25 protein-coding genes are annotated in these 25480 nt (G+C 38.1%); 8 read left to right on the top strand and 17 right to left on the bottom strand.

What is annotated here, in order from left to right; translation table 11 throughout:
• Positions 1–88: 88 nt before the first annotated feature.
• Both H9L23_RS17870 and pruA read right to left on the bottom strand, forming a co-directional pair.
• The gene (locus H9L23_RS17870; RefSeq protein WP_187591651.1) at positions 89–1597 is read right to left on the bottom strand and encodes a sulfatase family protein; all 1509 of its coding nucleotides are present in this window, start codon (positions 1595–1597) and stop codon (positions 89–91) included.
• 71 nt (positions 1598–1668) lie between these two features.
• Positions 1669–3303: an L-glutamate gamma-semialdehyde dehydrogenase gene (gene pruA, locus H9L23_RS17865; RefSeq protein WP_187591650.1), complete on the bottom strand. Its 1635-nt coding sequence runs from the start codon at positions 3301–3303 to the stop codon at positions 1669–1671.
• 249 nt (positions 3304–3552) lie between these two features.
• Between pruA and H9L23_RS26920 the strand changes: the two genes are divergently transcribed.
• Positions 3553–3684: a hypothetical protein gene (locus H9L23_RS26920; RefSeq protein ID WP_262892373.1), complete on the top strand. Its 132-nt coding sequence runs from the start codon at positions 3553–3555 to the stop codon at positions 3682–3684.
• 685 nt (positions 3685–4369) lie between these two features.
• On the opposite strand, the gene H9L23_RS17860 is transcribed toward H9L23_RS26920, so the two are convergent.
• From H9L23_RS17860 to H9L23_RS17825, 8 genes are all read right to left on the bottom strand, one after another.
• Positions 4370–4825, bottom strand: coding sequence for a 4'-phosphopantetheinyl transferase family protein (locus H9L23_RS17860; RefSeq protein WP_187591649.1), 456 nt, complete (start codon positions 4823–4825; stop codon positions 4370–4372).
• On the bottom strand, positions 4815–5075 hold the full coding sequence (locus H9L23_RS17855) for an acyl carrier protein (RefSeq protein WP_025145157.1): 261 nt from the start codon (positions 5073–5075) through the stop codon (positions 4815–4817). Before H9L23_RS17855 ends, H9L23_RS17860 begins: the two co-directional genes overlap by 11 nt.
• Positions 5072–6346, bottom strand: a complete 1275-nt coding sequence (locus tag H9L23_RS17850; RefSeq protein ID WP_187591648.1) for a beta-ketoacyl-[acyl-carrier-protein] synthase family protein — start codon at positions 6344–6346, stop codon at positions 5072–5074. The genes H9L23_RS17855 and H9L23_RS17850 overlap by 4 nt, the downstream gene beginning before the upstream one ends.
• Positions 6339–6785 carry a 3-hydroxyacyl-ACP dehydratase FabZ family protein gene (locus tag H9L23_RS17845; RefSeq protein WP_187591647.1) on the bottom strand — a complete coding sequence of 149 codons (447 nt, stop codon included), beginning with the start codon at positions 6783–6785 and terminating at the stop codon, positions 6339–6341. The genes H9L23_RS17850 and H9L23_RS17845 overlap by 8 nt, the downstream gene beginning before the upstream one ends.
• Before the next feature lie 89 nt (positions 6786–6874).
• Entirely contained in the window at positions 6875–7927 is a 1053-nt protein-coding gene (locus H9L23_RS17840; RefSeq protein WP_187591646.1) for a type III polyketide synthase, read from the bottom strand.
• Positions 7924–8637: a methyltransferase domain-containing protein gene (locus tag H9L23_RS17835; RefSeq protein ID WP_187591645.1), complete on the bottom strand. Its 714-nt coding sequence runs from the start codon at positions 8635–8637 to the stop codon at positions 7924–7926. Before H9L23_RS17835 ends, H9L23_RS17840 begins: the two co-directional genes overlap by 4 nt.
• Positions 8638–9768, bottom strand: coding sequence for an NAD(P)/FAD-dependent oxidoreductase (locus tag H9L23_RS17830; protein ID WP_187591644.1), 1131 nt, complete (start codon positions 9766–9768; stop codon positions 8638–8640). It lies immediately after the preceding gene.
• A 463-nt stretch (positions 9769–10231) separates the two neighbouring features.
• Positions 10232–11215: a sterol desaturase family protein gene (locus tag H9L23_RS17825; RefSeq protein ID WP_246474729.1), complete on the bottom strand. Its 984-nt coding sequence runs from the start codon at positions 11213–11215 to the stop codon at positions 10232–10234.
• Positions 11216–11734: 519 nt separating this feature from the next.
• Here H9L23_RS17825 and lpxK point away from each other — a divergent pair.
• The 3 genes from lpxK to H9L23_RS17810 are packed head-to-tail and all read left to right on the top strand — an operon-like array spanning position 11735 to position 15591.
• A complete protein-coding gene (lpxK, locus tag H9L23_RS17820; protein WP_187591643.1) occupies positions 11735–12796 on the top strand; it encodes a tetraacyldisaccharide 4'-kinase in 1062 nt (353 codons plus the stop codon).
• Complete coding sequence (locus H9L23_RS17815; protein ID WP_187591642.1) at positions 12768–13583, top strand: purine-nucleoside phosphorylase; 816 nt, start codon at positions 12768–12770, stop codon at positions 13581–13583. The genes lpxK and H9L23_RS17815 overlap by 29 nt, the downstream gene beginning before the upstream one ends.
• 37 nt (positions 13584–13620) lie before the next feature.
• Entirely contained in the window at positions 13621–15591 is a 1971-nt protein-coding gene (locus H9L23_RS17810) for a putative porin (RefSeq protein ID WP_187591641.1), read from the top strand.
• A gap of 510 nt (positions 15592–16101) precedes the next feature.
• Here the strand turns inward: H9L23_RS17810 and H9L23_RS17805 are convergent.
• Positions 16102–16842 carry an outer membrane beta-barrel protein gene (locus H9L23_RS17805; protein WP_187591640.1) on the bottom strand — a complete coding sequence of 247 codons (741 nt, stop codon included), beginning with the start codon at positions 16840–16842 and terminating at the stop codon, positions 16102–16104.
• A 288-nt stretch (positions 16843–17130) separates the two neighbouring features.
• Entirely contained in the window at positions 17131–18312 is a 1182-nt protein-coding gene (locus H9L23_RS17800) for a hypothetical protein (RefSeq protein ID WP_025145146.1), read from the bottom strand.
• 233 nt (positions 18313–18545) lie between these two features.
• Between H9L23_RS17800 and H9L23_RS17795 the strand changes: the two genes are divergently transcribed.
• Entirely contained in the window at positions 18546–19007 is a 462-nt protein-coding gene (locus H9L23_RS17795) for a peptidylprolyl isomerase (RefSeq protein ID WP_057932098.1), read from the top strand.
• Positions 19008–19160: 153 nt separating this feature from the next.
• On the top strand, positions 19161–19703 hold the full coding sequence (locus H9L23_RS17790; RefSeq protein WP_187591639.1) for a DUF5606 family protein: 543 nt from the start codon (positions 19161–19163) through the stop codon (positions 19701–19703).
• Positions 19704–19763: 60 nt separating this feature from the next.
• Here the strand turns inward: H9L23_RS17790 and H9L23_RS26915 are convergent, their stop codons facing one another.
• Both H9L23_RS26915 and rlmH read right to left on the bottom strand, forming a co-directional pair.
• Positions 19764–19892, bottom strand: a complete 129-nt coding sequence (locus H9L23_RS26915; RefSeq protein WP_262892372.1) for a hypothetical protein — start codon at positions 19890–19892, stop codon at positions 19764–19766.
• 95 nt (positions 19893–19987) lie between these two features.
• Positions 19988–20461 (bottom strand): 23S rRNA (pseudouridine(1915)-N(3))-methyltransferase RlmH, encoded by a 474-nt coding sequence (gene rlmH, locus H9L23_RS17785; RefSeq protein ID WP_187591638.1) that lies wholly within the window; start codon positions 20459–20461, stop codon positions 19988–19990.
• A 111-nt stretch (positions 20462–20572) separates the two neighbouring features.
• Between rlmH and H9L23_RS17780 the strand changes: the two genes are divergently transcribed.
• Both H9L23_RS17780 and H9L23_RS17775 read left to right on the top strand, forming a co-directional pair.
• Entirely contained in the window at positions 20573–22387 is a 1815-nt protein-coding gene (locus H9L23_RS17780) for a MutS-related protein (RefSeq protein WP_187591637.1), read from the top strand.
• Between the two features lie 153 nt (positions 22388–22540).
• A complete protein-coding gene (locus H9L23_RS17775) occupies positions 22541–22972 on the top strand; it encodes a hypothetical protein (protein ID WP_187591636.1) in 432 nt (143 codons plus the stop codon).
• Positions 22973–23038: 66 nt separating this feature from the next.
• Here the strand turns inward: H9L23_RS17775 and H9L23_RS17770 are convergent, their stop codons facing one another.
• The 3 genes from H9L23_RS17770 to H9L23_RS17760 form a co-directional block, all read right to left on the bottom strand.
• Positions 23039–23878, bottom strand: a complete 840-nt coding sequence (locus tag H9L23_RS17770; RefSeq protein ID WP_246474952.1) for an IS3 family transposase — start codon at positions 23876–23878, stop codon at positions 23039–23041.
• A gap of 2 nt (positions 23879–23880) precedes the next feature.
• Entirely contained in the window at positions 23881–24399 is a 519-nt protein-coding gene (locus tag H9L23_RS17765; protein ID WP_187591635.1) for a helix-turn-helix domain-containing protein, read from the bottom strand.
• A 62-nt stretch (positions 24400–24461) separates the two neighbouring features.
• Positions 24462–25340, bottom strand: a complete 879-nt coding sequence (locus H9L23_RS17760) for an AraC family transcriptional regulator (protein ID WP_187591634.1) — start codon at positions 25338–25340, stop codon at positions 24462–24464.
• Positions 25341–25480: the final 140 nt, after the last annotated feature.

Raw genomic sequence — 25480 nt, 5'->3', positions numbered from 1 at the left:
GCGGGTATGAAAGATTGCTTCGTTGGCTGAAAAAGCCTCCTCGTAATAACGATTATTCTATATCAATTGCTGTTGAATACCATTTCTCTTATTTCGTCTTCGCTTCCTCTGCACTCAACAAAGCTTCCAGTTCTTTTATTTTTTCAGGATATTTTAAAGCAAGGTTATTCTTTTCGCCAATATCATCGCTTAAATTATACAATTGTGCAGTAGGCAGGTTTCCGGTATCGGTATGGGTAAGTTTGTAGTAAGGCTCTCCTTTTGATGGCCTGATGTATTTCCAGTGGTCTTTAACTATGGCCAGTTGACCGCTCTGTTCGATAAAAAAATCACGTCCCTTTTGGTCTTTTCCGGTAAAGGCATTCCATACATTTTTACTGTCAATTGCATTTTTACTTTCGATGTTGAAGAAACTGGCAAAGGAGGCAAGGAAATCAATCTGCGATACCAGCGCATCAGAAACGCCGGGTTTTATTTTCGCCGGCCACGAAATGATAAAAGGTTCGCGGGTACCACCTTCTAAAATGCTGTATTTTCCACCGCGTAACGGGCCTGCAGGTGTATGTCCGTTCAATTTTTCAGCGCCCTGATCTTCATAGCCATCCATAATCACCGGACCGTTATCACTGCTAAAAATAATCATCGTGTTTTTATCCAGACCAAGGTATTTCAGTTGTTTAGTGATTTCGCCAACGGCCCAATCGAGTTGTAAAATTACATCTCCCCGGTAGCCGAGTTCGCTTTTACCTTTAAACATGTTGGCTGGTAAGCGTGGTACGTGTGGTTCAGTTAAGGCATAGTACAGAAAAAATGGCTGCTCTTTATGGTCTTCGATAAAGTTTTTGGCTTTGGTTAAAAAGGTAAAAGGCAGTTCCTCATCTGTCCAGCGGGCGAGTTTGCCACCTTGCATGTAACCAATCCGGCCAATGCCGTTTACAATCGTCATGTTATGACCGTGATTCAATTCCGCAGGCATTTTTAACAGTTCAGGATGATCTTTACCGGTTGGATCGGTACCCACCGGATTTTTATAATCCACCGTGATCGGATCATTTGTATCTAAACCTACCACCAGCTGATTTTCCATAAAAACGGTTGGTACCCTATCGGCAGTGGCCGGAAAAATAAACGAATAATCGAAACCTACTTCCTTTGGACCAGGTTTTACTTCTTTATTCCAGTCTTTTTCTACCGCAGTGCCCAAACCTAAATGCCATTTACCAACCAAACCGGTTTTATAGCCAGCCTGCTGAAAAATTGACGGGAGCGAACTGTTATCCGTTGGGACAATCAATGCCGCATCGCCGGGTAAAACGCCAGTTCCTTTTTTGCGCCAGGCATATCGGCCTGTCATTAACGAATAACGCGAAGGCGTACAGGTAGAAGCTGTGCAATGTCCATTGGTAAACCTTAAACCCTGTTTGGCTAAGGCATCAATATTTGGCGTTTTAATTTTTGTTGCACCATAGCAGCTAAGGTCGCCATAGCCCAAATCATCCGCGTAAATAATAATTACATTTGGTTTCTTTTGTGCAGATGCATAAAAGTTAAAGCTTGCCAAAAAAATAAATAAGGAGAGTAAAAATTTGTGGTTCATGGTTAGAAAGGCTATTCGGTTAGGCATAAAAAAGGCCAGACAATAATTGCCTGGCCTTGGTATGATAAATATTAATCTTCTGCTAAGAATGGGTAACGGTAATCAGTTGGTGATTCGAAAACCTCTTTAATGGTGCGTGGAGAAACCCAACGCAATAAATTGATCATCGATCCTGCTTTATCGTTAGTACCCGAACCTCTTGCACCACCAAATGGCTGCTGACCTACAACGGCACCAGTACATTTATCGTTGATGTAAAAGTTACCTGCTGAGTTACGCAAAGCATGGCTGGCTTTTTCAATCGCATACCTGTCCTGAGCAATTAAAGCACCGGTTAAAGCATAAGGCGAAGTGTTATCAATCAATTCTAAAACCTGGTCGAAATCCTTATCGGCGTAAACATAAACGGTTAAAACAGGACCGAACAACTCTTCGCTCATGGTGGTATATTTCGGATCATCAACCACTAAAATAGTTGGTTCGATGAAGTAACCTTTAGATTTATCGTAGTTACCACCAGCGATGATTTCTACACCTTTATCTTTTTTAGCCTGATCGATGTATTTTGCTAATTTATCAAAAGAACGCTCATCAATAACCGCATTGATGAAGTTGCTGAAATCTTCCGTTCCACCCATTTTAAAGGTTGCAAGATCGGCTAACATTTGTTCTTTAATTTCTGGCCAAAGGCTTTCTGCAATGTACACACGGCTGGCAGCAGAACATTTTTGTCCCTGGTATTCGAATGCACCACGTACAATAGCTGTACTAGCTACTTTTGTTTGTGCAGATGGGTGAATCAGGATAAAATCTTTACCACCGGTTTCGCCCACAATACGTGGATATGATTTGTATTTGTGAATATTGGTTCCGATGGTTTTCCAGATTTCCTGGAATACTTTGGTAGAACCTGTAAAGTGGATACCTGCAAAATCAGGGTGGTTAAAAATAACTTCACCAGTTTCAGGACCATCTGCATATACCAGATTGATTACACCATCAGGTACACCCGCTTCGCGGAAAATTTCCATTAAAAGGTTGGCAGCATACACTTGTGTATCAGCTGGTTTCCAAACCACAACGTTACCCATCATGGCTGCAGATGCTGGTAAATTAGCTGCAATTGCAGTAAAGTTGAAAGGGGTAAGCGCGAAAACAAAACCTTCTAAAGGGCGTTGTTCTACACGGTTCCAGCTTCCGCGTGGCGAAACAGGAGGTTGTTGTTTGTAAATATCTACCATATAACTTACGTTAAAACGTAAGAAATCTATCAGCTCGCAAGCCGCATCAATTTCGGCCTGGTAAGCATTTTTGCTCTGACCCAGCATGGTCGCGGCGTTTAATTTATAACGGTATTTACCAGCAATCAGATCGGCAGCTTTTAAGAAAATAGCAGCGCGGTGTTCCCAGGCCAGGTTTTCCCAGTCTTGTTTTGCCGCTAAAGCTGCATCTATGGCTTGTGTAATGTGTGTTTTATCGCCAATGCTAAATTGAGCTAAAATATGTTGGTGATCATGTGGAGGAACAACTTTACCTTTTTTAGTGGTATGAACTTGTTTGCCGCCAATATACATCGGAATATCCTGTTGATGAGCGCGTGCCTCGGCAAGTGCTTCTTTTAAAAGTGCACGTTCTTTACTGCCTGGGCCATAATTTAATATAGGTTCGTTTACCGGAGTGGGTACGTTAAAAAATCCTTTAAGCATATTTTATTTTTTATGATTTGGGCAAAGATAAGGCTTTTTGAGCTAGGCAATTCTATAATTCTGTAAAGAAAACAGAGCAAACGTTTGACTGTGGAAACTGGATTATGGAACGGGTAATTTTAAAGAAGATATGGTTAAAATCTGCCTAAATCGGAATTGTGGTACCAAACAATTATTCGTTATATTAGCTTACTTTAAAAAAGTGAATTAACTGATCTCATCAACCATTTTTTTTTAAAAATTCCAACAGTGGAAAAAAAGACATTACCTATAATCTGGAGCGTTGTTTTAATGGTTCTTCTCTTTGGTGAAATAGCCGAATCTTTGGGGCGCAGCATTGCGGCAGATTTTGATCTTCATAAGATAGAAGTAAAGAAATAATATATTACTATGAAAATACTGGAAAATAATTGGATCAAGTTCATATTGTTTTTACTACTTTTTAGTACCATGATGGTTGCATATAAAATTGGCAGAAATGATGGAAATCAGAATGGTAAAAGTTTAAATATTGATTTACCTAAATAGCATTAATCATCTCAAAAAATAGTATAATATTGCTCATTGATTAACCTCCATTCGAAAATCGGATATATTATTGTGTTGGATAACCTAAAAAATTGTTGAAGAGAGAAAGTCATTAATCTTTAATAAAATGCATATTGGTCGCAATGAAAGATATAGGCGGGCCGTCATTTCGACCGAAGTGGAGAAATCTTTTAACATAGTCCAAAGATTTCACTCCCGAAAGTTCGTTACTGCGCTTCATCCGATAGCTATCGGATCGAAATGAATTAAGACAAACCTAAAAACCCTTATCTGTTTAATCTGCATTTTTTATCATTTTTTAAATCTGCGGGAAAAAACGTTGATAAGAAGAGTTGACAACTTTACAAACAGGGTGGCAAGCAAGTTGTCAACTCTGTAATTAATAAGCCGAAAACCAAATATCTCCCATAATGGATTATACTATTTATTTAGTGCGTACCCATAGATTACCTAGAAAAATGCCCCAGATTTAAGAAGATTTTAACGGGACGTTAAGTATGGTATAGTAGTTAATCGTTTAATAAACCAAAGCCAAATACTTCCCATGATGGCTTACACAACCCGGCTTAGTGCTTTTATAATCGAAAATATGATTAGGAGCTTCAAAAATCGAGATTTTAATCTCTTCTAAGTGGTTGTAAACAGGAGAGGCAATGGTATGAACAAAAGTTGTTTGAATATTACTTTTGGTGAAATAGGTATCGTCATCAATATTTACCTCGCCATAAGTATTTGAATGAATAATACATTTTAAACTTTTAGGTGCAAAATTTCTGATGCCCGTTTTACGGTTATGGATTTTATAAGCCGATTCTTTCATGCTCCACAACAGCCATACCATCACATCAGTATTCTCTGCGGTGGCAATCAGCAACTGTTCTTCATCAGTAAAAATCTTATCGAGGTAGTTTTTACGCCGCCAGTTGCTTTGGGTTTTGGCTAAATCTAAATCAACAATATCATTACCCAGCATTTGCCGCTAATTTTGATTCAATAATTTCAGTAGTGGCTTTTACATTCAGCATCTTTGCCATCGAATCATTGTCTATTTCAATATTGAATTTCTCTTCAATATCAAGAATAATATCAACCAGGTTGGCTGAGTTTATCTTTAAATCGTTAATAAAATCAGTGTTCTCGTCGATATGGGCCAGGGCTGATGTTTCTTCGCTGTAAGGCTGAACGATGGTTTTTAAAGCTTCGATAATCTGTTCTTTATTCATGAGGTGTATTTTTTAAAGATAACGCATGCGTTGATGTCGCCAAATCCGAAACTGGCTTTTGCTAAGATATTAATTGGTTGTTGGATTAACGTTTGGGGAATGCTTTTTACATCGATTAAGTTGGAGATTTCAGGATTTAAATCTTCACAATTGATATTGGGGAAAATAAAACCTTCAGATAATTCTAGTATGGATGCCACACATTCTATACTTCCCGAAGCGGCGATACAATGCCCGATCATGCCTTTTAATGAGTTGATGTAGGGAAAATGGTCCGGAGGTAATTGCAATGCTGCTTTCCAGTTTTCTATTTCCAGGGCATCTTTGGTAGTAGCGGTAAGGTGACCGTTAATCACATCAATTTCATGGGCTTTAATGCCCGCATTTTTTAAGGATGCTTGTATACAGCGCTGAACTGCGGTTGGATTGGGTGCAGTCATCGTTCCTAAGCCCCTCTGACCGCCCGAATTGATATGGCCACCCAGTACTTCCCCGTAAATTTTGGCTTTTCTGGCCAGTGCACTTTCCAGCGATTCTAAAACCAGTGCACCTGCACCGCTTCCCGGTACAAAACCACTTGCTGTGGCGCTCATCGGTCTGCTGCCTTTTTCCGGTTCGTGGTTATGTTTAAAGGTACAAACCTTCATGGCATCAAAACCGCCCCATATATAAGGACCGCTATCACTTGTACTGCCTGCTAACATTCTTACGGCCTGCGCGGATTTAATCCTCTCAAAGGCAAGTAAAATACTTTCGGCCCCCGTTGCACAGGCCGATGAATTGGTGCTTACCTGGTTGCCCAATCCGAGTTTGCCACTTATAAAGGCACTCACCCCGCTGGCCATGGTTTGTATCACGACAGAACTTCCCAGTTTCCTGATTTCGAGTTCATCAATTTTGTTAATAGCCCACCTGAATTTATCAATACCAGAAGTTCCGGTGCCGAAAATGGATCCACTTTCCCAATCGGGTTCCTCATTATTTTCTATTGTTAAACCTGCATCTTTCCAGGCATCCAATCCTGCAATTACACCATAAACAATACCGGTGCTGTTCAGGTTGCGGAGCTCGAGCGGGGTAAAGTATTTGCTGATCCTTTCTTCGCTCAGTTCGGGTTTGCCTGCAATCTGACAGGAGAAATTTAAGGCTTCCAGGTCAGGCTGGTGACGGATACCCGAAATCCCATTTTTTATTGCATCCGAAAATTGAGGAATGGTGGTGCCATTGGGTGCACACACGCCCAAACCGGTAATTACAACCCTGTTATCCATTGCTTTTTGAAATTAACATGCCCGAAATATTTCCCTTGCAAAGCACCTCGCCAGCAACATTTTCCATTTTTACCTTGCAGCTTAGTTTATTAAACCTGAAATATATTTTTTCGCTGGTTACAATCACTTGCTCACCCGGATAAACCGGTTTTAAAAAATCGATGGCATTTGAGGTCATGGCAATTGATAGTTGATGTTCGGTGTCGTTATCTTTTAATAAGTAAATCCCCAAACATACCAAACCGATCTGCGCCATGGTTTCGGTGAGGATTACTGCAGGAGTAACCGGATGGTTTTTAAAATGGCTTTTGTAAAAAAACAGGTTTTTAGTATAAGTAAATGTGCCCTTTGTACCATTTTCATCCACATGCAATAATTCATCAACAAATAGAAAGGATTTGCCGTAAGGGAGTTTAGCTAGTATTTCGTTTGTTGTCATGAATAATTGAATTATTGAATGAATGATGGATTGAGTGATTAATGAATGAATATATTGAATGACAGAATGATTGAATTATTGAATGAATTTTACCATTGTAATAATATTCTTTGTGCCGAAAAACCAGGACCAAAACTTAACATCAAACCTTTTTCTCCAGGTGCCGGTTTTTTATCCATAATACGTTCTAAAACATAAAGCACCGTTGCGCTGCTCATATTTCCGTAGAGTCTTAAAACGGCTTTAGTGTCATCTATATTCTTACCCAGATCGCTAAATAATTCTTCCACGATCTGGATAATTTTTTTCCCACCAGGATGAAAAATTAAGTGGTTTATATCTTTAATTTCAAGATCATTTTTAGCCAGAAACGGATGGATAATAGCAGGGAAATGTTCAGCAATCGTTTCGGGCACGGCAATATCCAATACCATTTGTAATCCGGTGTTGGTAAGCTGAAAACCCATCATTTCTTCCGCATCGTAAAAATGGTACATTTCTTCGGCCAAAATTTCGGGACCTTTATCTTCCTCATTCGAACTTAACAATACACAGGCCGCACCATCACCAAATATAGCCGCGCTTACAATGTTGGCCATCGAAAAATCGTTGAGCTGAAAGGTTGCCGTTGGCGATTCTACTGCAACAACTGCTGCCCGTTTGCCGGGGTTTGCTTTCAGGAAATTCTTGGCGTAAATCATCCCCGATACCCCAGCGGCACAACCCATTTCGGTTACGGGCAAACGCACCACATCCTTACGGAGTTTCAATAAATTGATCAGGTAAGCATCCAGTGAAGGGATCATAATGCCCGTGCAGCTCACCGTGATGATGTAATCTAAATCCTTGGCCTGCCAGCCTGCTTTCTCAAGTGCCGAACTCAAACATTTAGCGCCTAATTTAATGCCTTCCCGCACATAAATCTGATTTCGTTCTTCGAAGCTTAAATCGCTAAAAACCTCTTCGGGCGACATGAACGAATAGCGTTTATCAACTGCTGCACCTTCGAAAATCTTTTTCACCTTTCTGATAAAACGATCATCCTGATCTTTTAACCAAACATCAAGGAATGGTAAAATCTCATCGGTTGATCTCCAGAATTCGGGCAAGGCTTTGCTTACTGCTTTTACGGTTACGCTCATATATTTTTAATTATCCATTGGTAGCGGAAAGCCCATTTCCATTTTATCGAACTCGATTTTAAGTTTAATTGTTTGGTATATTTAACCAGATCTGCTCTTTTAAATCCGCGGAGAATAGAGACCAATCCATCTTCGCGCGACATATCATTTAACCGAAATACATAACATAAAGCCTTAAAAAGGCGATAAGCCAAAGCACTTCGCTGCAGGTCATTAATGACGATGCCTATTTTGGCCGATCTTTTAAAATTTTCCAGCAGTTTAATAATTTCTTCATCCTTAAAATGATGGAGTGTTAAGGTGCAAAGCATAATGTCGCAGGGCGCATCCTGACTTAAATCCTCAAAAATATCGCTGCAATCGTAGGTGATATTGGGATAATTTTCGGATAAACTTTTTGCATGATCAATGGTAAACCTATTGGCATCAATTCCTTTTAACATAAAATGCAGGCCCTTATTATTGGCATAATCGGCCAAAGTGCGCAACATATCGCCATTTCCACAGCCAATATCAGTAATACGTATAACTTCATCCTTTGGTTTGCTGGCGATTAAGCTTTTAACCCCATCAAGTGTAACTTTATTGCCACCAAGGAGTTGGTTAATGCTGGCAATTTTATCCAGTGCATCTCGTAATATTTCGCCTTCCATGGCAAAATCGTCCATAATTTCGGGGGCAGTGCTTCTATATGTGGTATCTACAGGCATTTATGTTGTAATGGTAATGGGTTTTCCGTGGGTTTGTTTGATAATGGTGTTGAGTAGAAAAGGCATTTTGCCTAAAGTATTCATGGCAATCTTTTCGAAGTTATTGTTTTTGAGCAACGAAGATAAAATCCTGCCCATTTTTAAGCGGTTTTTAAATTCCTTGTTCCAATGTGAAGTATAATGTTGTTCAAGCGCATTGCGAGAAGCTATTTTACCTTGTATTTTTTTATGCAGTAGCGTCGATACAATTTTAGCACTATGAATGGCCATGGCCATGCCGTTTCCACAAAGTGGATGGATCAGTCCGGCCGTATCACCGATCATTAAAATATGTTTATAAACAGGTTCTTTTGCTTCAAAGGAAATCTGGCTAATGGTTAAAGGTGCTTCAAACAAATTTTCTGCATTTTCTAAAATGGCTTTGAGGTACTTATTCTTGTAAAGGATGTTTTCCTGGTAGGCCGTAATGTTTTTATGTTTTTTAAAACTTTCGTAATTGGCCAGGTAACAGATGTTTAACCGATCGTTTTCTACTTTGGAAACCCCACAGTAACCGCCTTCGAAATTATGCAGGCTCACCACATGATCAGGGAAATTGGCTTTATAATGTGCTTTAACTGCCAGATAGGGTGATTGCTTGTTGATAAATTTCCGGTTCAGCTTTACATCAATAGCCGATCTTTTGCCATAGGCACCAATAACATAAGCTGCGGTATACTGGCTACCTGCTGTTTCTACCGTAAATTGGTCATCAGTAAAATTTACCTGTACAACACGATCGTGGATTACCTTTACATTTCTTTTGATCAGTTCATTATAAAGATAATGGTCAATGGTGTACCTGCTTAGTCCGAAACCGCCAAGCGGTAATTTCGTTTGTATGCTTTTGCCTGAAAGTGAAGTAAAAAGCAGATCGCTGATCAAAGCTGGCAAAAGGCTTTCAATATCGAGGCCGAGCCATTTAAAATAGGGCAGTACCTCGTTCGAAATGTATTCGCCACAGACTTTATGATGGGGATAAGTATCTTTCTCAATCAGTATTACATTTAGCCCGAGTTTGTTCAGATGGAGTGCAGCAGTTAAACCTGCCAATCCACCACCAATAATTAAAATTTCTGTTTCGGGCTGCATAAAATGAGATGGAACGCTAATATAACGTTTTAATGAGGTGTTTGTTCCACCTTAGGTTTTTTAACCACACATAACATTGATGTTTTCGCAGAGACTGAAGCATTAAAGAAATAGTTTTACGATTGCATCATAGTTTTAACCACAGAGGTCGCCGAGAAAAGACACCGAGGGCATGGAGCTGGGCATACAGATAGCGTGCTGGCAGATATTATTATCTGACAGGAATGTTGTCAGTTTGAGACTGGGCTTAAAACCTTTAATAATAGCACTGCAAGTTTTGATTAAACGGGATTGCAGCGATATACTTTTGTTTTTATTCAAAACAAAAGATTTAGCGGAAAGCCCGGCTAACATTCATCCTGCATGCTGGCCCTGCTTTCCTGATTGTTATGATGTATTTATCGCTTCACTATAAAACAATGAATTATTCAACGCTCGTTAGAAACGAGCGTTAGCAACTTTTTTATCTATCGCTCCGTTCTTCCATATTTAAATCGGTATCGAACGGACTTTTGGTAAAAGGATAAATAGATTGTTTAACAAAACCTTTCGGGTAGGCCGCTTCGTGCACACCTGTTCCTGCCGGCCATTCCTTGCCCGGTAAATAATAGGTGCCAAATATCATATCGATAAAAGGAAATATCGAGGCAAAATTATGTCCGTAATATTTAGGGTCTTCGCAATGGTGCCAGTGATGATATTGAGGAGTTGTGAAAATATATTTCAATGGTCCGAAATTAATCCGCGTATTGGCATGGATCAGAACCGCGTGGATGGCAATAAAAATGATGTACACATTAAATACCGTTGATGAAAAACCCAATACGTAAAGCGGAATAAAAGTCATGGCACGGGTAAAAAAGATATCGATAAAATGGGTACGGCTTCCGGCCAGCCAATCCATATTTTGTGTAGAGTGGTGTATGGAGTGGAAACGCCACAGCGATACCCTGGTATGGAAAAAACGGTGTGCCCAATATTGAAACAGATCGGTACTGAAAAAGGCTAAAAACAAAGCCACTATAAAAGGCAAACCTTGTACCCAGGTATGTACTTTGTCTAATCCCATCCATCCAAAAAATAATACTGCAGGTTTTTGGGTGATGATACCGAAAAACTGGATAAACAAGTGACTGATCACAAAATACGTTAAATCGGTACGCCATTCTTCGTGGAATTTGGTCTGCTCATTGTTTTTGGGGAAAAATAACTCTAATGGAACAAAAATGGCAACCATTAAAAGCAGGTCTAAAATCATCCAGTCTAAGCCAAAATGCCAGCCCGATTTAGCAACATCCCTGCCTTCTACGCTTAACGCACCCAGTATAACCGCTAAAGCGCCCAATGCAAAACCTGGCCATGCCCATTTAATTTTTTTGCTGAGGATTAAACTTAATAAAGAGAAAAAGAAACAGGCAATAACACCACCAAGCATTAAAGCTTCCATACTCTCTTTGGTGTATATTTCGCGGAATTCGGGGTAGTAAGCTTTTCAGGATAATGAAAACAAAGAATCCCTAAAAGTGCTAATACAGCTAAAAAAATCGAAATATACCCACTGATCTGGCCTTGGCCTACAACTAATCTTTTACTAGGAGACATTAAAATATGTTTTGATAGATAACAATGATAATAAAAAAACTTAAATTATAGTTGATTTATTAGTTCAATTGTTCATTGGTTCATTAGTCATTGGTTCAATTGTCATTGGTTCATTAGTCATTAGTTTATTGGTAACTGCCAATTGCCAACTGAAAACAGGATATTGTTTCGTTTAGTCAATAACGCAATTGATTACTGATCATTGGACATTGATTATTGGTCATTATTAAATCGACTCCCGACTTCCGACTTCGGACTATATCATCTTCTTCCAAACCATTTCCTTCGCTTATCGGTTCCTTTATCGGGCATGCCACTACAATGCCTTTCTTTTTTAAATAATCAGTATTTTTGAAACCACGATATGTTACTAAACTACCTACGTCTTTTACTGCTCCCTTTTTCATTGATTTACGGAATGGCCATCATTCTCCGTAAAAAACTTTACGATTGGGGGATCTTACGATCGGTGAAGTTTGACCTGCCTGTAATTTGTGTAGGTAATCTGGCTGTTGGCGGATCGGGCAAAACGCCTACCGTTGAATATTTGGTGAGGTTGCTGGCTGATTATAAAATCGCGATTTTAAGTAGGGGTTATGGCCGTAAAACAAAAGGATTTATCCTTGCCGGTGCCAATGCAACTGCCGGAACCATTGGGGATGAACCTTTACAGTACCATCAAAAATTTAAAAACGTAACCGTTGCCGTTTGCGAAGACCGTGTAAATGGCATTAACCAGTTAAAAGAAAATCACGATTTAATTATCCTCGATGATGCCTTTCAGCACCGTGCTGTGCGCGCAGGTTTTAACATCCTGCTTTTCGAATTTAGAAAATTAGGCACTTTGCAATTTTTACTGCCAGCAGGTAATCTGAGGGATGTTTTTTCATCAAGAAAAAGAGCAGATGTTTTATTGGTTACCAAGTCGCCCGTTCCTTTATTGCATGTGGCGCAACAGGCTTCAGTAAATGAGTTGCAGCCGAATGTCGATCAACCGGTATTACATTCGTATTTGAAATATGGTAATCTGATTCATTTATATGGAAAAGAAACCCGCGAACTCGAATCGATAAAGGATTTTGAAATTTTTCTTTTAACCGGGATTGCCAATCCGCAGCCTTTGATCGAAGAACTAGCGAAATATTCAAAAGCCATCAAACATGAAGAATTTCCTGATCATTATGCCTTTAAAGAAGCGGATATCAGAAAATTTAAAAGTGCTTTTCAGGCCGGAAGCAAAAAAGAAAAAATCATCATCACAACAGAAAAGGATAGCAAGCGTTTAAGAGCTACCGGATTTGAAGATTTACTGGTAGATTTACCTGTATATTATTTACCCATAGAGGTTGAATTATTTGAAGAAGATAAGATTACCTTTGACGAACTCATTTTAAATTATGTTAAGAGCAATAGAAGAAACCGTTGAATATATTAAACGTAAAACAGAAAACTTTAAGCCAGAAATAGGTATTATTTTAGGTACTGGTTTAGGTGGCCTGGTAAAAGAAATCGAGGTTGAGCATCAATTGATGTATTCTAATATCCCAAACTTTCCTATTTCCACATTAGAATTTCATAGCGGCAAACTTATTTTTGGTACATTAAACGGAAAGAAAATTATTGCTATGCAGGGCCGCCTGCATTATTATGAAGGTTACAGCATGCAGCAGATTACCTTTCCGGTAAGGGTAATGAAAGGTTTAGGCATCGAAAACCTGATCGTTTCCAATGCAGCAGGCTCATTAAACCCCGAATTTAAAAAAGGCGATTTAATGATTATAGAAGATCACATTAACTTGCAGCCCGATAACCCTTTGCGTGGTATCATCGAAAGTGAATTAGGTCCCCGTTTCCCTGATATGAGTCAGCCTTACAAACGCGATATCATTGCCAAAGCATTAGAAATTGCAAAAAATGTTGATATCAAATGCCATAAAGGTGTGTATGTCGCCGTTTCAGGTCCGAATTTAGAAACCAAAGCAGAATATAAATATTTACGTTTAATTGGTGCCGATGCCGTGGGCATGAGTACTGTACCCGAAGTGATTGTGGCCAATCATGCCGGATTACCGGTTTTCGCCATCTCTGTATTAACTGATGAGGGTTTTCCTGAAGATCTGCAGCCTTTTAATCTGGACGAAATTTTAGCCGCTGCGGCCAAGGCTGAACCAAAAATGACAGAGATTTTAACCCGCTTAATTTCTGAATTGTAACATGCGTAAAATCGTTCAAATCTGTTTTTTAATCTTCATGCTTACAGGCATCAATAAAGCCTTTGCTCAGGATTTAAAAACAAACGTGGGTACCAACAAAGAGCTCGATTCTGTTCGTAAAAAACTGGATGGCGGAAAAGATTCGGTGGTTTTTACAGCGAAATATATCCGCTACACCAAACTTGGTTTAAGTAAAGATAGCATCGTACTCCTGCCTTTGGATACCTCTACGGTTAATATTCAGAATTATAGTCCGCTATTGCAACCCATGCACCCAACCATTAGCAATGGTAACATGGGTTTATCTGCAAGGCCATTATTGTACGAGCCGAGTAAAAGGATCGGTTTCGATGTAGGTTTCCATTCGCTCGATTATTACGCATTAACGCCTGATGATATTATCTATTACCAGGCCAGAACGCCTTTTACCAGTTTATATTTTGTTAGCGCCGGACAAAAAGAACAGCTTTTTAGGGCCACACATTCTCAAAATATTAAGAAAAACTGGAATGTTGGCGTAAATTTTAACAGGGGCGACTCCAAAGGATTTTATGTGAGGCAGCGTGGCGATAATTTAAATGTTGCCGTTTTCTCCTGGTACCAATCGCCGAGCAAGCGTTACAACATGTGGGCTTCGGCAATTTTTAATACCATGCGGGCTTACGAGAATGGCTCGGTTGTGGCACAGAACATATTCGATCCGGGTTATAATGCCATTAGCCGTGATGGTGAGGCTGTAAATCTGTCAGATTCACGGAACATGTATAAAAAGAACACGTTGTTTTTAAAGCAAACCTATTATGTTGGCCGGATAGATACCTCAGCCAATGTAAACAATGCTGTTTTGCCCACCAATAAAATCACCTATACGGTGGAGTACAATAACGACAGTTACGATTTTTATAAAAATGGTACCGATCCGAACAATGTACTTCCTCCCGGGATAAACAGCACCACGTTTACAAACGATTCTACCCATGTGCAACACATTAAAAATGAATTTATTTATAGTTTCTTTTTAAGGCCTAAAAATTCATCATTGATTAAAAATGAACTGAAGGTTGATGCAGGGATCAGGCATGATTACTACAAACACGAATTTTTGGGGATTAAACAGGACGGAACAAATTATGAACAAAGCCGTTTTGCTTACCAAAATATAACCGTTTTAGGCGCTGCAGGTTACAGGTTCTCTTCTAATATTGATTTTAACTTAAATGTAGAACAGATATTACAGGGCGAAAACGCAGGCGATTACCTGTACGAAGCCAAAAGTAAAATTCTGTTGAGTAAATCAATCGGCAGGATAGAACTGGGTGCTTATGCGCAGAATCAAACCCCTGCCACTATCTTCGATTATTACCATGGCAACCATTACCAATGGACCAATAACGATTTTAAGAATACTAAAATTGCCAATTTATCATTCAATTATATTAATGATAAGTACGGTTTAAATGCAGGAGCAAGGTATATTTTAACCAGCAACTACCTGTATTTTGCAGCCGATCATTCTAGTGGTACCACAGCTATTTTACCAAAACAGGCAACTGCCGATATCAGTTTAATCAGGATTGATGTATCCAAAAAGTGGAGGTTTGGCAGGTTTGCAATGGAAAACTATGTGGCTTACCAAAAAACTGATAATAATGCCATTTTAAGAACGCCCGATTTTTACACCTACAACAGTATTTATTTTGACAATACCTTTTTTAAGGTGTTAAAAGCAAACATCGGCTTTGATGTAAGGTATAACTCTGAATATGCAAATTACCTGTATTCGCCGGCAACTGCACAGTTTTATATTGATGAAACCAATCCGGTAACTTTTGCCTCAAAACCGATTGTAGATGTTTTCTTTAAAGCCAATTTAAAACGGGCCAATATATTTGTTAAATACGATTTCGTAAACCAGGGTTTATTCCAAAGGGGATATTATACGGTAAACAGGTACCCGATGCAGGATGCATTGTTAAAGTTTGGCGTAACCTGGAACTTCTACGATTAATAAATCAATTGAGGGACATAAACAGAGATTGTATCATAAGGGTGATTCCAGCTCAGATGCTGTTATGTTAAGCTTGGCGAAACATCTTAAAAAGTATTTAAAAGGTTTTTCGACAGGCTACCATTTACAGATTCCATAGTAAAGTCGTCATTTCGACTGGAGTGCAACGTAATGGAGAAATTTTTTAACATGGTTCAAAGATTTCTCCACTGCGGTCGAAATGACGATACTTCGAGACCAATTAACTCCTTTATCCATCTGTCACTCATATTTATCTTCATACCATATATCCTACCATAAACAGAATCATCTCGACTGTAGCGCAGCGAAATGGAGAGATCTATTTACCAAGTTACTAAAATCGAATTTAAAAGATTTCTTCCCGAATCTTCGGGATCGAAATGGCGGGTCCTTGAGTAAAGCAAAAAAATATTCAACTGAAGTTTTATAGGGCATAAAAAAACCGCCCCGATTTTATATCGGGACGGTTTTTTACTTTTAAGGCTTTTCTTAGAACGAATAACCAACTGAGAAACCTAACACGCGGTTAGTTAACTTGTTGCTATTAGCCTGTCTGTCTTTTGGTGTTAAATCGGTTAAACCTAAACCATAGTTAGCACCAACTAAAAATCCAGAGTTTGTACGGTAAGATAAACCGAAGTTTGCACCAAATTCGGTACTATTGTAGTTTTTATCATTTGCACTACCAAATGATAAGTCTCTGTCGTTAGAGCTGGTAACAGTAGTACTGTTGTTATTCGAATTATTCACAGTTGTAACAACATTTTCTCCTTTATCTTTACCCGAAATGTTAAAACCGATGTAAGGACCAGCACTGATCTGAACTGCACCAGCATCACCAGTAGGAATTCTAAACACTGCATTAATTGGTACTTCGATAGCCATTAAATTTGTTTTAACAGATGAAGTAGTGGTAATGGTGTTATTTCCAATAGTTGAAGTACCAGTAGATTCGAATTTGTTACCTTTATTCTGTAACGAAACACCTGGTTGGATAAAGAAATTATTTCCTACACCAAAATCACCAAATGCAGTAACATTAAAACCAACATTGTTTTTTGCATTATCATTAAAAGCATTGGCTGCGGCATCATCGCCACCTGCATGAAATTTTGAAAGGTTAACACCAGCTTTAATTCCAAAACGTGAAGTTTCACCAGTCATTTTTGTTTGTGCAAATGCACCTGTTGCTAATAATAAAACTGAAGCGCTTAATAATAACTTTTTCATAATATTTTTCTTTTAGAAGAATCTTGTTTTAAAATTTTCAGGCTTTCACCCGTTGTTAATTACAAGCCTCATTTCCAAAAGCTGTGCCAAAGTATCAAGTCTGTTACATTTAAGCTTCTAATTGTCTGGTTTACAGTGTCTTTTTTAATGATTTCTGATATAGTGATATCGATAGATCGTTATACCAATGCAGGCATTTTACTGTATAGTTAATAGGAATATTAGGTATAGGTAAGATTTTTTTATACCTAAAAAGGAATAATACCAAAACGGTAATATTATAAAATATTAAGTTTTTTGAGGTTTCTTTTTTGCTGCCGGAAAAAGTACGTTGTTTAAAATTAAACGGTAACCCGGCGAGTTGGGATGCAGACTTAAATCTGTTGGCGGATCCCCAACCGCATGCTGGTAATCTTCCGGATCATGGCCACCGTAAAAAGTAAACTGTCCTTTTCCAATCTCTCCATGTAAGTACCTCACTTCGGCAGCGCCTTTATTTTCGCCCAGAACAGTTACACTAGTCTTCACCAGACTTTTTCTAAAAGCGGTTGTTTGGCCCATAAAACCTTTAATTACCTTATCATGATCCTGGGTAAGCATGGTGGGCACCAAATCCCATTTCGCAGAGAAATCGAATAAGGTAAAGTAATCGTTGCTTTGGTTCAGGGTACGTGTTTGGGTAGCATCAATATCCGAAAACTCATAGTTCATCGGGTTATTATCCAGTTTAAAATTCTGAAAGGCCAAAGTTTTGTTAAAATCCAGTTTAGCCTGTGCATTTGGGTCGGCAGGATCGCCATCAAACATTTGGGCACAGATATCAACCCCATCAGCAGCCAGTGCAATATCAAAACTATCCGTACCAGAACACATGGCAAAGAGGAAACCTCCGCCTGCACAGTATTCTTTGATGTGTTTGGCTACAGCCAGTTTCATTTCAGATACTTTTTTATAACCCATACGCTTAGCCAAAGCTTCCTGGTTTTTAACATCTTCCTGGTACCAGGTGGCATACCTGAAATTGGCCCAAAAACGTCCATACTGTCCGGTAAAATCTTCATGGTGCAAATGCAGCCAGTCGTATTTGCTTAATTTATCCTGAAGAATGTCGTCATCATAAATTACATCGTAAGGAATTTCTGCATAAGTAAGCACCAGCGTAACCGCATCATCCCAGGGTAATTTGCTTTTAGGTGAATAAACCGCAATTTTTGGTGTTTTCTCCAGTTTCACCATTTCCATGTTTACAGATGGATCGCTGATTTCATTCAGCAAGCTCACCACCTTACCATCAGCGATGACCTCATAAGATACCCCACGGATTTTTAACTCATCCTCTACCGCTTTGTTGTATTTAATTAAAAAGCTTCCCCCGCGGTAATTTAAAAGCCAATCAACCTCCAGCTGTTTACTGATGGTCCAATAGGCAATACCATAAGCTTTTAGGTGGTTCTTTTGGTCTTCATCCATATAAATCAACAGTGATGAAGCCCTCAGTCCTAAAGAGCAAAGCAGGCAAATGAGCAGGATATAATATTTCTTTATCAAATCGGTATGCTTAAAAGACTAAAATACCGCATTTAAACTGGATAGAAAAATTTAATGGTGTTATAAGTTATACAATTTTGTTATTTTTGCCCTCTACCAAAAAAAATGAGCATTTTTTTTGGCGAACAAAATTTAAAATTAGTACCGATATTAATATGAGTAAAGCAATAATAAAAACAGAAAAAGGCGAGATGACTGTAGAATTCTACGAAAACGATGCGCCGAAAGCCGTTGCAAACTTTAAAAAATTAGCTAAAGAAGGCTTTTATGATGGTGTAACTTTTCACCGTGTAATCCCTAACTTTATGGTTCAGGGTGGATGCCCAAATTCAAAAGACCCGGCTAAAGCACATTTAGCAGGTACTGGTGGTCCGGGTTACAAAATTGATTGCGAACTGGATGGCGAAAACCAATATCACGACCGTGGTGTTTTATCAATGGCGCATGCTGGCCGTAACACTGGTGGTTCACAGTTTTTTATCTGCCACAGCAGAACCAATACTGCACATTTAGACCGTAACCATACTTGTTTTGGTAAAGTTGTTGAGAATGTGGATCTTGTGGACGATATCCGCCAGGGCGATAAAATTTTGAATATTGAAGTTTTAGAAGATTAAAAAATAGATGCGAGATTTGAGACATTAGATTTGAGACTTGATTTCTCTGATTAATGTCCCATTCTCATTAATAATTGAACAGGGAGTTTTAGTTATTTGATTTGAGTGATTTCTCATATCTCATATCTCGAATCTCATATCTCAAAAAAAAATATGAATTTAAGAGGAATTGTTGCCGTATCTGGCAGACCAGGTTTGTTTAAACTGGTTGGACAAAATAAAGTGGGTTATATTTTAGAGGGTTTAGATGCCCAGAAAACTAAAGTTGTAGCCAATATCACTAACACAAAATTAGCTTCATTAGAAGATATTACGGTGTATGGTGAGGATGAAGAAATTAAATTGGCAGATATTTTTGCTAAAATTTCTGAAAAAGGATCAACTCCGGATTTAAAAGGTGATTTGCGTGCTTACTTCTTAGAAGTAGCTCCAGGCCACGATCAGGAAAAAGTTTATGCTTCAGATATGAAGAAAATCATTACCTGGTATAACCTGTTGAAAGATCTTCCTTTATTTACTGAAGAAACTCCGGAAACACCTGGTACCCCGGCAGAGGTTAAATTATCAGAAGAAAAAGCAGCTGCAGATAAGAAAACTAAAGCTACCGGTTCAAAAGCATCAGCAAGTGCTAAAGCAAGTACAAAAACTTCAGCTCCTGCTAAAAAAGCAAGCATGACAAGTAAAAAAGGCGTTTAAGCTTTATTTACATAATGATAGAGAACACCAGGCAAATTTGTCTGGTGTTTTTTTATGGGTTTAATCGAAAAAATACCAAAGCAAAGCTACAATCACTAAAGAAGCAATAATGCTGATCCATAAGTATTTATTGTTGCGGTTCTGATCGCTTTTATATCTGTATTCCCGTTTATATTTATCCAGTATCATAGTTTCTTTTATTTAATGATGATTTTAATTCTATTTTTCCATATTTACATCGCCCGCATTTTACGTCATCCATCTTACCTCAACCATTTTCCATCTTAAGCGTGATGATAAGGTTCTCCTTTTAAAATACTAAATCCCCGGTAAAGCTGCTCTACAAAAAACAACCTGATCATTTGGTGTGAAAAAGTCATATCCGATAAGGAGATTAAACCATTTGCCCTTTTGTAAATGGTTTCGTCAAAGCCGTAAGGCCCACCGATGATAAAAATAAGATGCTGTACACTGCCCACCATCTGTTTATTTAAATAGTTGGAAAATGCCACCGAAGAATATTTTTTTCCCTTTTCATCCAATAAAATAACAACATCGCCATTATTGATTTGTTTGTGCAGCAACTCTGCTTCTTTTGCTTTTTGTTGCGCCTCACTCAGGTTTTTAACGTTTTTAACATCAGGTATGGCCAAAAAACTAAAATTAATATAATGTTTCAGGCGGTTGATGTATTTATCAATTCCCTCAATGAGATATTTATCTTCGGTTTTGCCAATGGCGATCAGGGTAATCTTCATTTAATATTTTGCCTATCTTTAGAATTTGGAGATTCAAACTTAGAGAAAATTGTAACAAAAAATACAATCTATCCATCTGATAGCTTCGGAAATATATACAGAATAAAAATCATGCTGAAACAACAACAAGAAATCATAGCCGGTTACCAGGAGAAAATAAAAGAAGTTACCACAGAAATTGATCAGACCAAAAAGCTGATCGACCAGCTTTCTTTTATGCGCATCGGTTTGTTCCTTGCCGAAATTTTACTTTTTATTGCACTGGTGAGCTCAGCAGATGATAACCTGCGGACTTTGATCCAGATTGGCTTAATGGTGCCTGTAATTGCTTTTGCATTTATTGTGCGCAGGCAAAGTAAGCTCGATCGTGAAATCGATTATAAAAAACAGCTTTTGTGGGTTTATCAGAACGAGTGGAATATTTTAAATGGAATAGCAAACGGTTACAATCATGGTACGGCTTTCGAATCGGAGCTGCATCCTTATACTTCTGATCTAGATATTTTTGGAAATGCATCATTATTTGCACTGATTAACCGTTGCAGTACCAAAAGCGGGAATGATATTTTGGCTAAAAGTTTAGCAGAAAAATCTACACTTGATAAGATACTGCTGAGACAGGAAGCGGTAAAAGAAATTATTGAAAAAATAGATGAAACCTATAGTTTCAGGGCTAATCTGCATGGTTACGATCCGGATAGGATAGAGCAGATTAAAACGCAGTTAAAGTACCAATTGGGGGCGCAACTGGAATTTGTGAAAGGAAAATTTTTGAGGCTTTACGTTAAATTAGTCCCTTATCTTTCCATCGCCCTGATTTTAGCCGGACTTTTTGTGAGTAGTATTTTCTGGAAAGTTTTGATATTGCTTTGTATTATTCATACAGGTTGGAATGTGTTGTTGGGTGCAAAAATCAATAAGGTTTTTTACACCTTTGGGGGAAGCTCTAATCTCCTGAATGGATATGCCGGTGCCATTTTATGGACAGAAATTCAAAATTGGAAAAGCCCTTATACCTTAGGTTTATTGGACTCGAAAATTCCGGTAAGTAAAGAAATTAAAGCGCTTTCTAAAATTATCGGGAATTTTGATGCGAGATTGAACCTTATCGTTGGCGGAATATTGAATGCACTTTTATTATGGGATTTAAGGTGCTGTGTAAATCTCGATAACTGGTATAAATCATCTTCAGATGATGTGGTTACAGCCTTGGATCATTTGGGCGATTTTGAAGAACTGATTTCACTGGCCACAACAGCTTATAATCAGCCCGATTGGGTTTTTCCTGTTATTAAAGATCAATTTGCCCTGTCGGCCATTCATATTGGCCATCCGCTGATTAAGGAGCAGTTGAGGGTAAACAACGATTTTCATCTCGAAACAAAACCAACAGTCGATATTGTAACAGGCTCCAACATGGCCGGCAAAAGTACTTTTTTGCGCACATTGGGCATTAATATGATATTGGCCTATACAGGCGCACCAGTTTGTGCCAAAATTATGGAATTATCTGTTTTTTCGATCAATACCTATATGCGGATCAAAGATTCGCTAAATGAGAGTACTTCTACTTTTAAGGCGGAGCTGAACCGCTTAAAGATGATTTTAGACCATGTGGTGAAAGATAAGGATACGCTTGTATTGATTGATGAAATGCTCCGCGGGACCAACAGCAGGGATAAATATTTGGGATCGAAGGTTTTTGTAGAAAAACTGATTACCGAAAAAACACCTGCACTTTTTGCTACGCACGATCTGCAACTGGCCGATCTGATTATAGATCATCCTGAAACGGTCCGTAATTTCCATTTTGATATCCAGATTACCGAAGGTGAAATGAAATTCGATTACCTGCTTAAGCGAGGACCATGCAAAACATTTAATGCTGCTATTTTACTGAAAGAAATAGGTTTAACCTTGGATTAATGAGTAAGTGGTGTTAGATTTTACCATCTGACACTGAAGAAATATTTAAACCAGTAAAATTGTAATACCTGCTGCATTAAAAACGAAATGAAAATCCACAGAATTCGTATCTTGGTTAAAAGAACCGCTAAGCTCAATCTAGATTAAATGTATATGAAACAATCGCTCACTTATACTTTAAAAGTAACATTAACTACTTTATTACTTTGCCTGCCGATCACTTATGTAATCATGATGGGATATCTTAGGCTGTTACCACTTATTGCTTCAAATTACAGCTTCAATGTTAACCTCGATATAAAGGATGCTGCTGTATTTATTGCACTAAGTTTCTGCACGCTTTTATTTAATATGAGGAAAATTGGCGGCATTGCACCGGTAACTTATAATAAACCCAATATTGCAACCAATGCTATGATGGCTTCAATTGCAATCTTTTTGATTTATCTATTGTTACGGGGAAAATTAATGAATCTTTCAATCGATGAATTCTTGATTACTTATGGTCCTACATTTCTTATTACATTTATTTGCATGAGGGTTTATACACTAAGAAACGAAGAAAGCCAGGTTAAATTAATTTAAAAATTTTGCGGTTAGTAAAAGCAGTCAGATAGATGGACTGCCCCCAGAAGTTTGGACAAAAATAATTTAATTTTTCCACATTTGAGTTCGGTACTTTACCGGACTCATTCCTTTTAAGTTAAGTCTGATCCTGTCGTTATTATAATAGCTTATGTAAGATTTGATTTCCATTTTTAGTTCTTCTATGGTTTGATATTTTTTCAGGTAAAACAGTTCGGATTTTATAGTTCCAAAAAAGTTTTCAATGACTGCATTGTCCAGGCAATTTCCCTTCCTTGACATGCTCTGTATAACAGCTTTTTCCTGAAGGAGCTTTTGGTACGCCTTCATTTGGTACTGCCATCCCTGATCGGAATGTAAGATAAGCGCTGTTTGTTGCTTGGGTATGCGTATAAAAGCTTCTTTGATCATTTCTGTTACTTGCTTAAAATTCGGCCTTTCCGACAATTTGTAACTTATTATCTCACCATTAAAAAGATCTATTATAGGCGAAAGATATAACTTTTGTACGCCTACTTTAAACTCTGTAACATCTGTTGCCCATTTTTGGAAAGGCCTATCTGCTCTAAAGTTACGCTGCAATACATTCTCGGCCACTTTACCGAACTGCCCCCTATAGGTTTTATATTTCTTTACCCTGATCACACTTTTCAGCCCCATCGACTTCATGAGGCGCAGAACTGTTTTATCATTGAGATGAAAGCCCAGCTCCCTTAGGGCATAGACCATCCGTCTATACCCTAATCTGCCCTTATGCTGGTCATATAAGTTCTTGATCTGTATTTTAAGATGATCGTATTTATCTGCTTTTTTATTTTTCTGGATGTGGTAATAGAACGTACTCCTAGCCATATCTGCTGCCTGTAGCAACATTTTAAGATCGTGTTTCTGCCTTAATCCCTGGATGATCAGCGCTTTTTCTTTTTCTCTGCTTCTTCCTTCTGAATTAAGGCATACAACTTTTTTAGATATTCATTTTCGGCACGCAAAAAATTGTTTTCCTTTTCCAACTCCTGCTCCCTGGTTTGTTTAGGATTATTCTTTTTAGATTTTTTATCGGGTGCATCCATAAATTTTTCCCTACATGATTTGAAAAGTGCCCCCACACCTTCACTTTCATACTTCTTTTGCCAATTGCTGAGCATACTGACTGAAGGAAGTTTGAATCTGATGCAGGCCTGGTATAAAGATAAGCCTTCAGTTCTTAATGTTTCTATTACTGTTAACTTAAAATCGCCATCGTATTGACGTGGCTGCAATTGTAATCCTTCAATTCCATAGGCTTTATAAAAACTAACCCATTTATCCAAAATCGTATGGTTAATCTGGTTTTCCTTAGCAATAGCACGAACCGAACCTTCTCCATTGATCGCCTGTTTTACCAACAGTAATTTTAACTCTAAACCGTATTTAATTTTTCTACTCATAAAAATGCCCCCATAAAGTGTCTAACTTTTTGGGGGCAGTGTAAGAAACACCTGACTGCACGTTAATTAAATCTATTATCCCGATATTGTTTTGGCGAAATGCCCATAATACTGGAGAAAAGCCTGCTAAAATAATAGGGATCGTTAATGCCGATTTTTTGGGCAATTTCATTGATCCGTAAATTGGTGAAAAGTAAATACTGAGTGGTTTTCTGAATTTTAAGCTGGTTAAAGTAATCGATAGGAGAGCTGCCTGTTTTCTTTTTAAATATGGCCGATAAATAAGATGGCGACAAATAAACCGCTAATGCCAGTTCTTTTAAACTCAGCATTTTTTCAATATTGTTCCGCATAAAATCAATAACCTCTTCCACTTTATCAGGCTCAATAATTTTATCGGGCTGTTTGTCGGTATAAATAATTTCTGCAATGTAGTGGTGGAAACATAAATTGGCATAGATAATATTTTCACGGCTAAAACCTCTTTCCAATCGGTTATAAATAGTATCGAACAAGATGTTCCTCTCTTCATTAAAGCCCGCATAAGCCTTATAATGCTGTAATGAATCCACAATATGGTCGGCACCAGGTCCTGAAAAATGGAACCAATAAATAGTCCATGGTAAAATCGGATCAGCCTGATAAATATGTGCTGTTTTTTTAGGGATGATGATAAAATTTCCAGCTTCTACATGATAAGATGTACCCTGAAATTCTACATTTCCTTTACCTTCGATACAATAAATCAAAATGTGCTGGTCAGCCCCATGGTTTCTTTGGGCATAGTGATTGGATGCCTTACGATAATAGCCAATATCAGTAACGAATAAATTGTTTATGACACCATTTGCAATGCATTGTTTCAGAACTACATTCTTGGGGACGATAATTGATTTCTGGAAATCGAAACTATTTTTTTCTCTGATCGGGTATCTCTCCATATTTAATTTCTATAAAAAGTAATATAATCCATCTTTTGCGCAAATTAATACATTTTTGTGTATTATATTTTTATCCACCTTTGGTTAACAGTAAATGAAACTTAGCGATTTAGCAAAATAATATGTTCTGTTATTATTTG

The organism is Pedobacter roseus, assembly GCF_014395225.1.
In the GTDB taxonomy this organism is placed as follows: domain Bacteria; phylum Bacteroidota; class Bacteroidia; order Sphingobacteriales; family Sphingobacteriaceae; genus Pedobacter; species Pedobacter roseus.
Note: the sequence above shows the minus strand (reverse complement) of the source record. Positions and strands in the feature narration are given on the sequence as shown.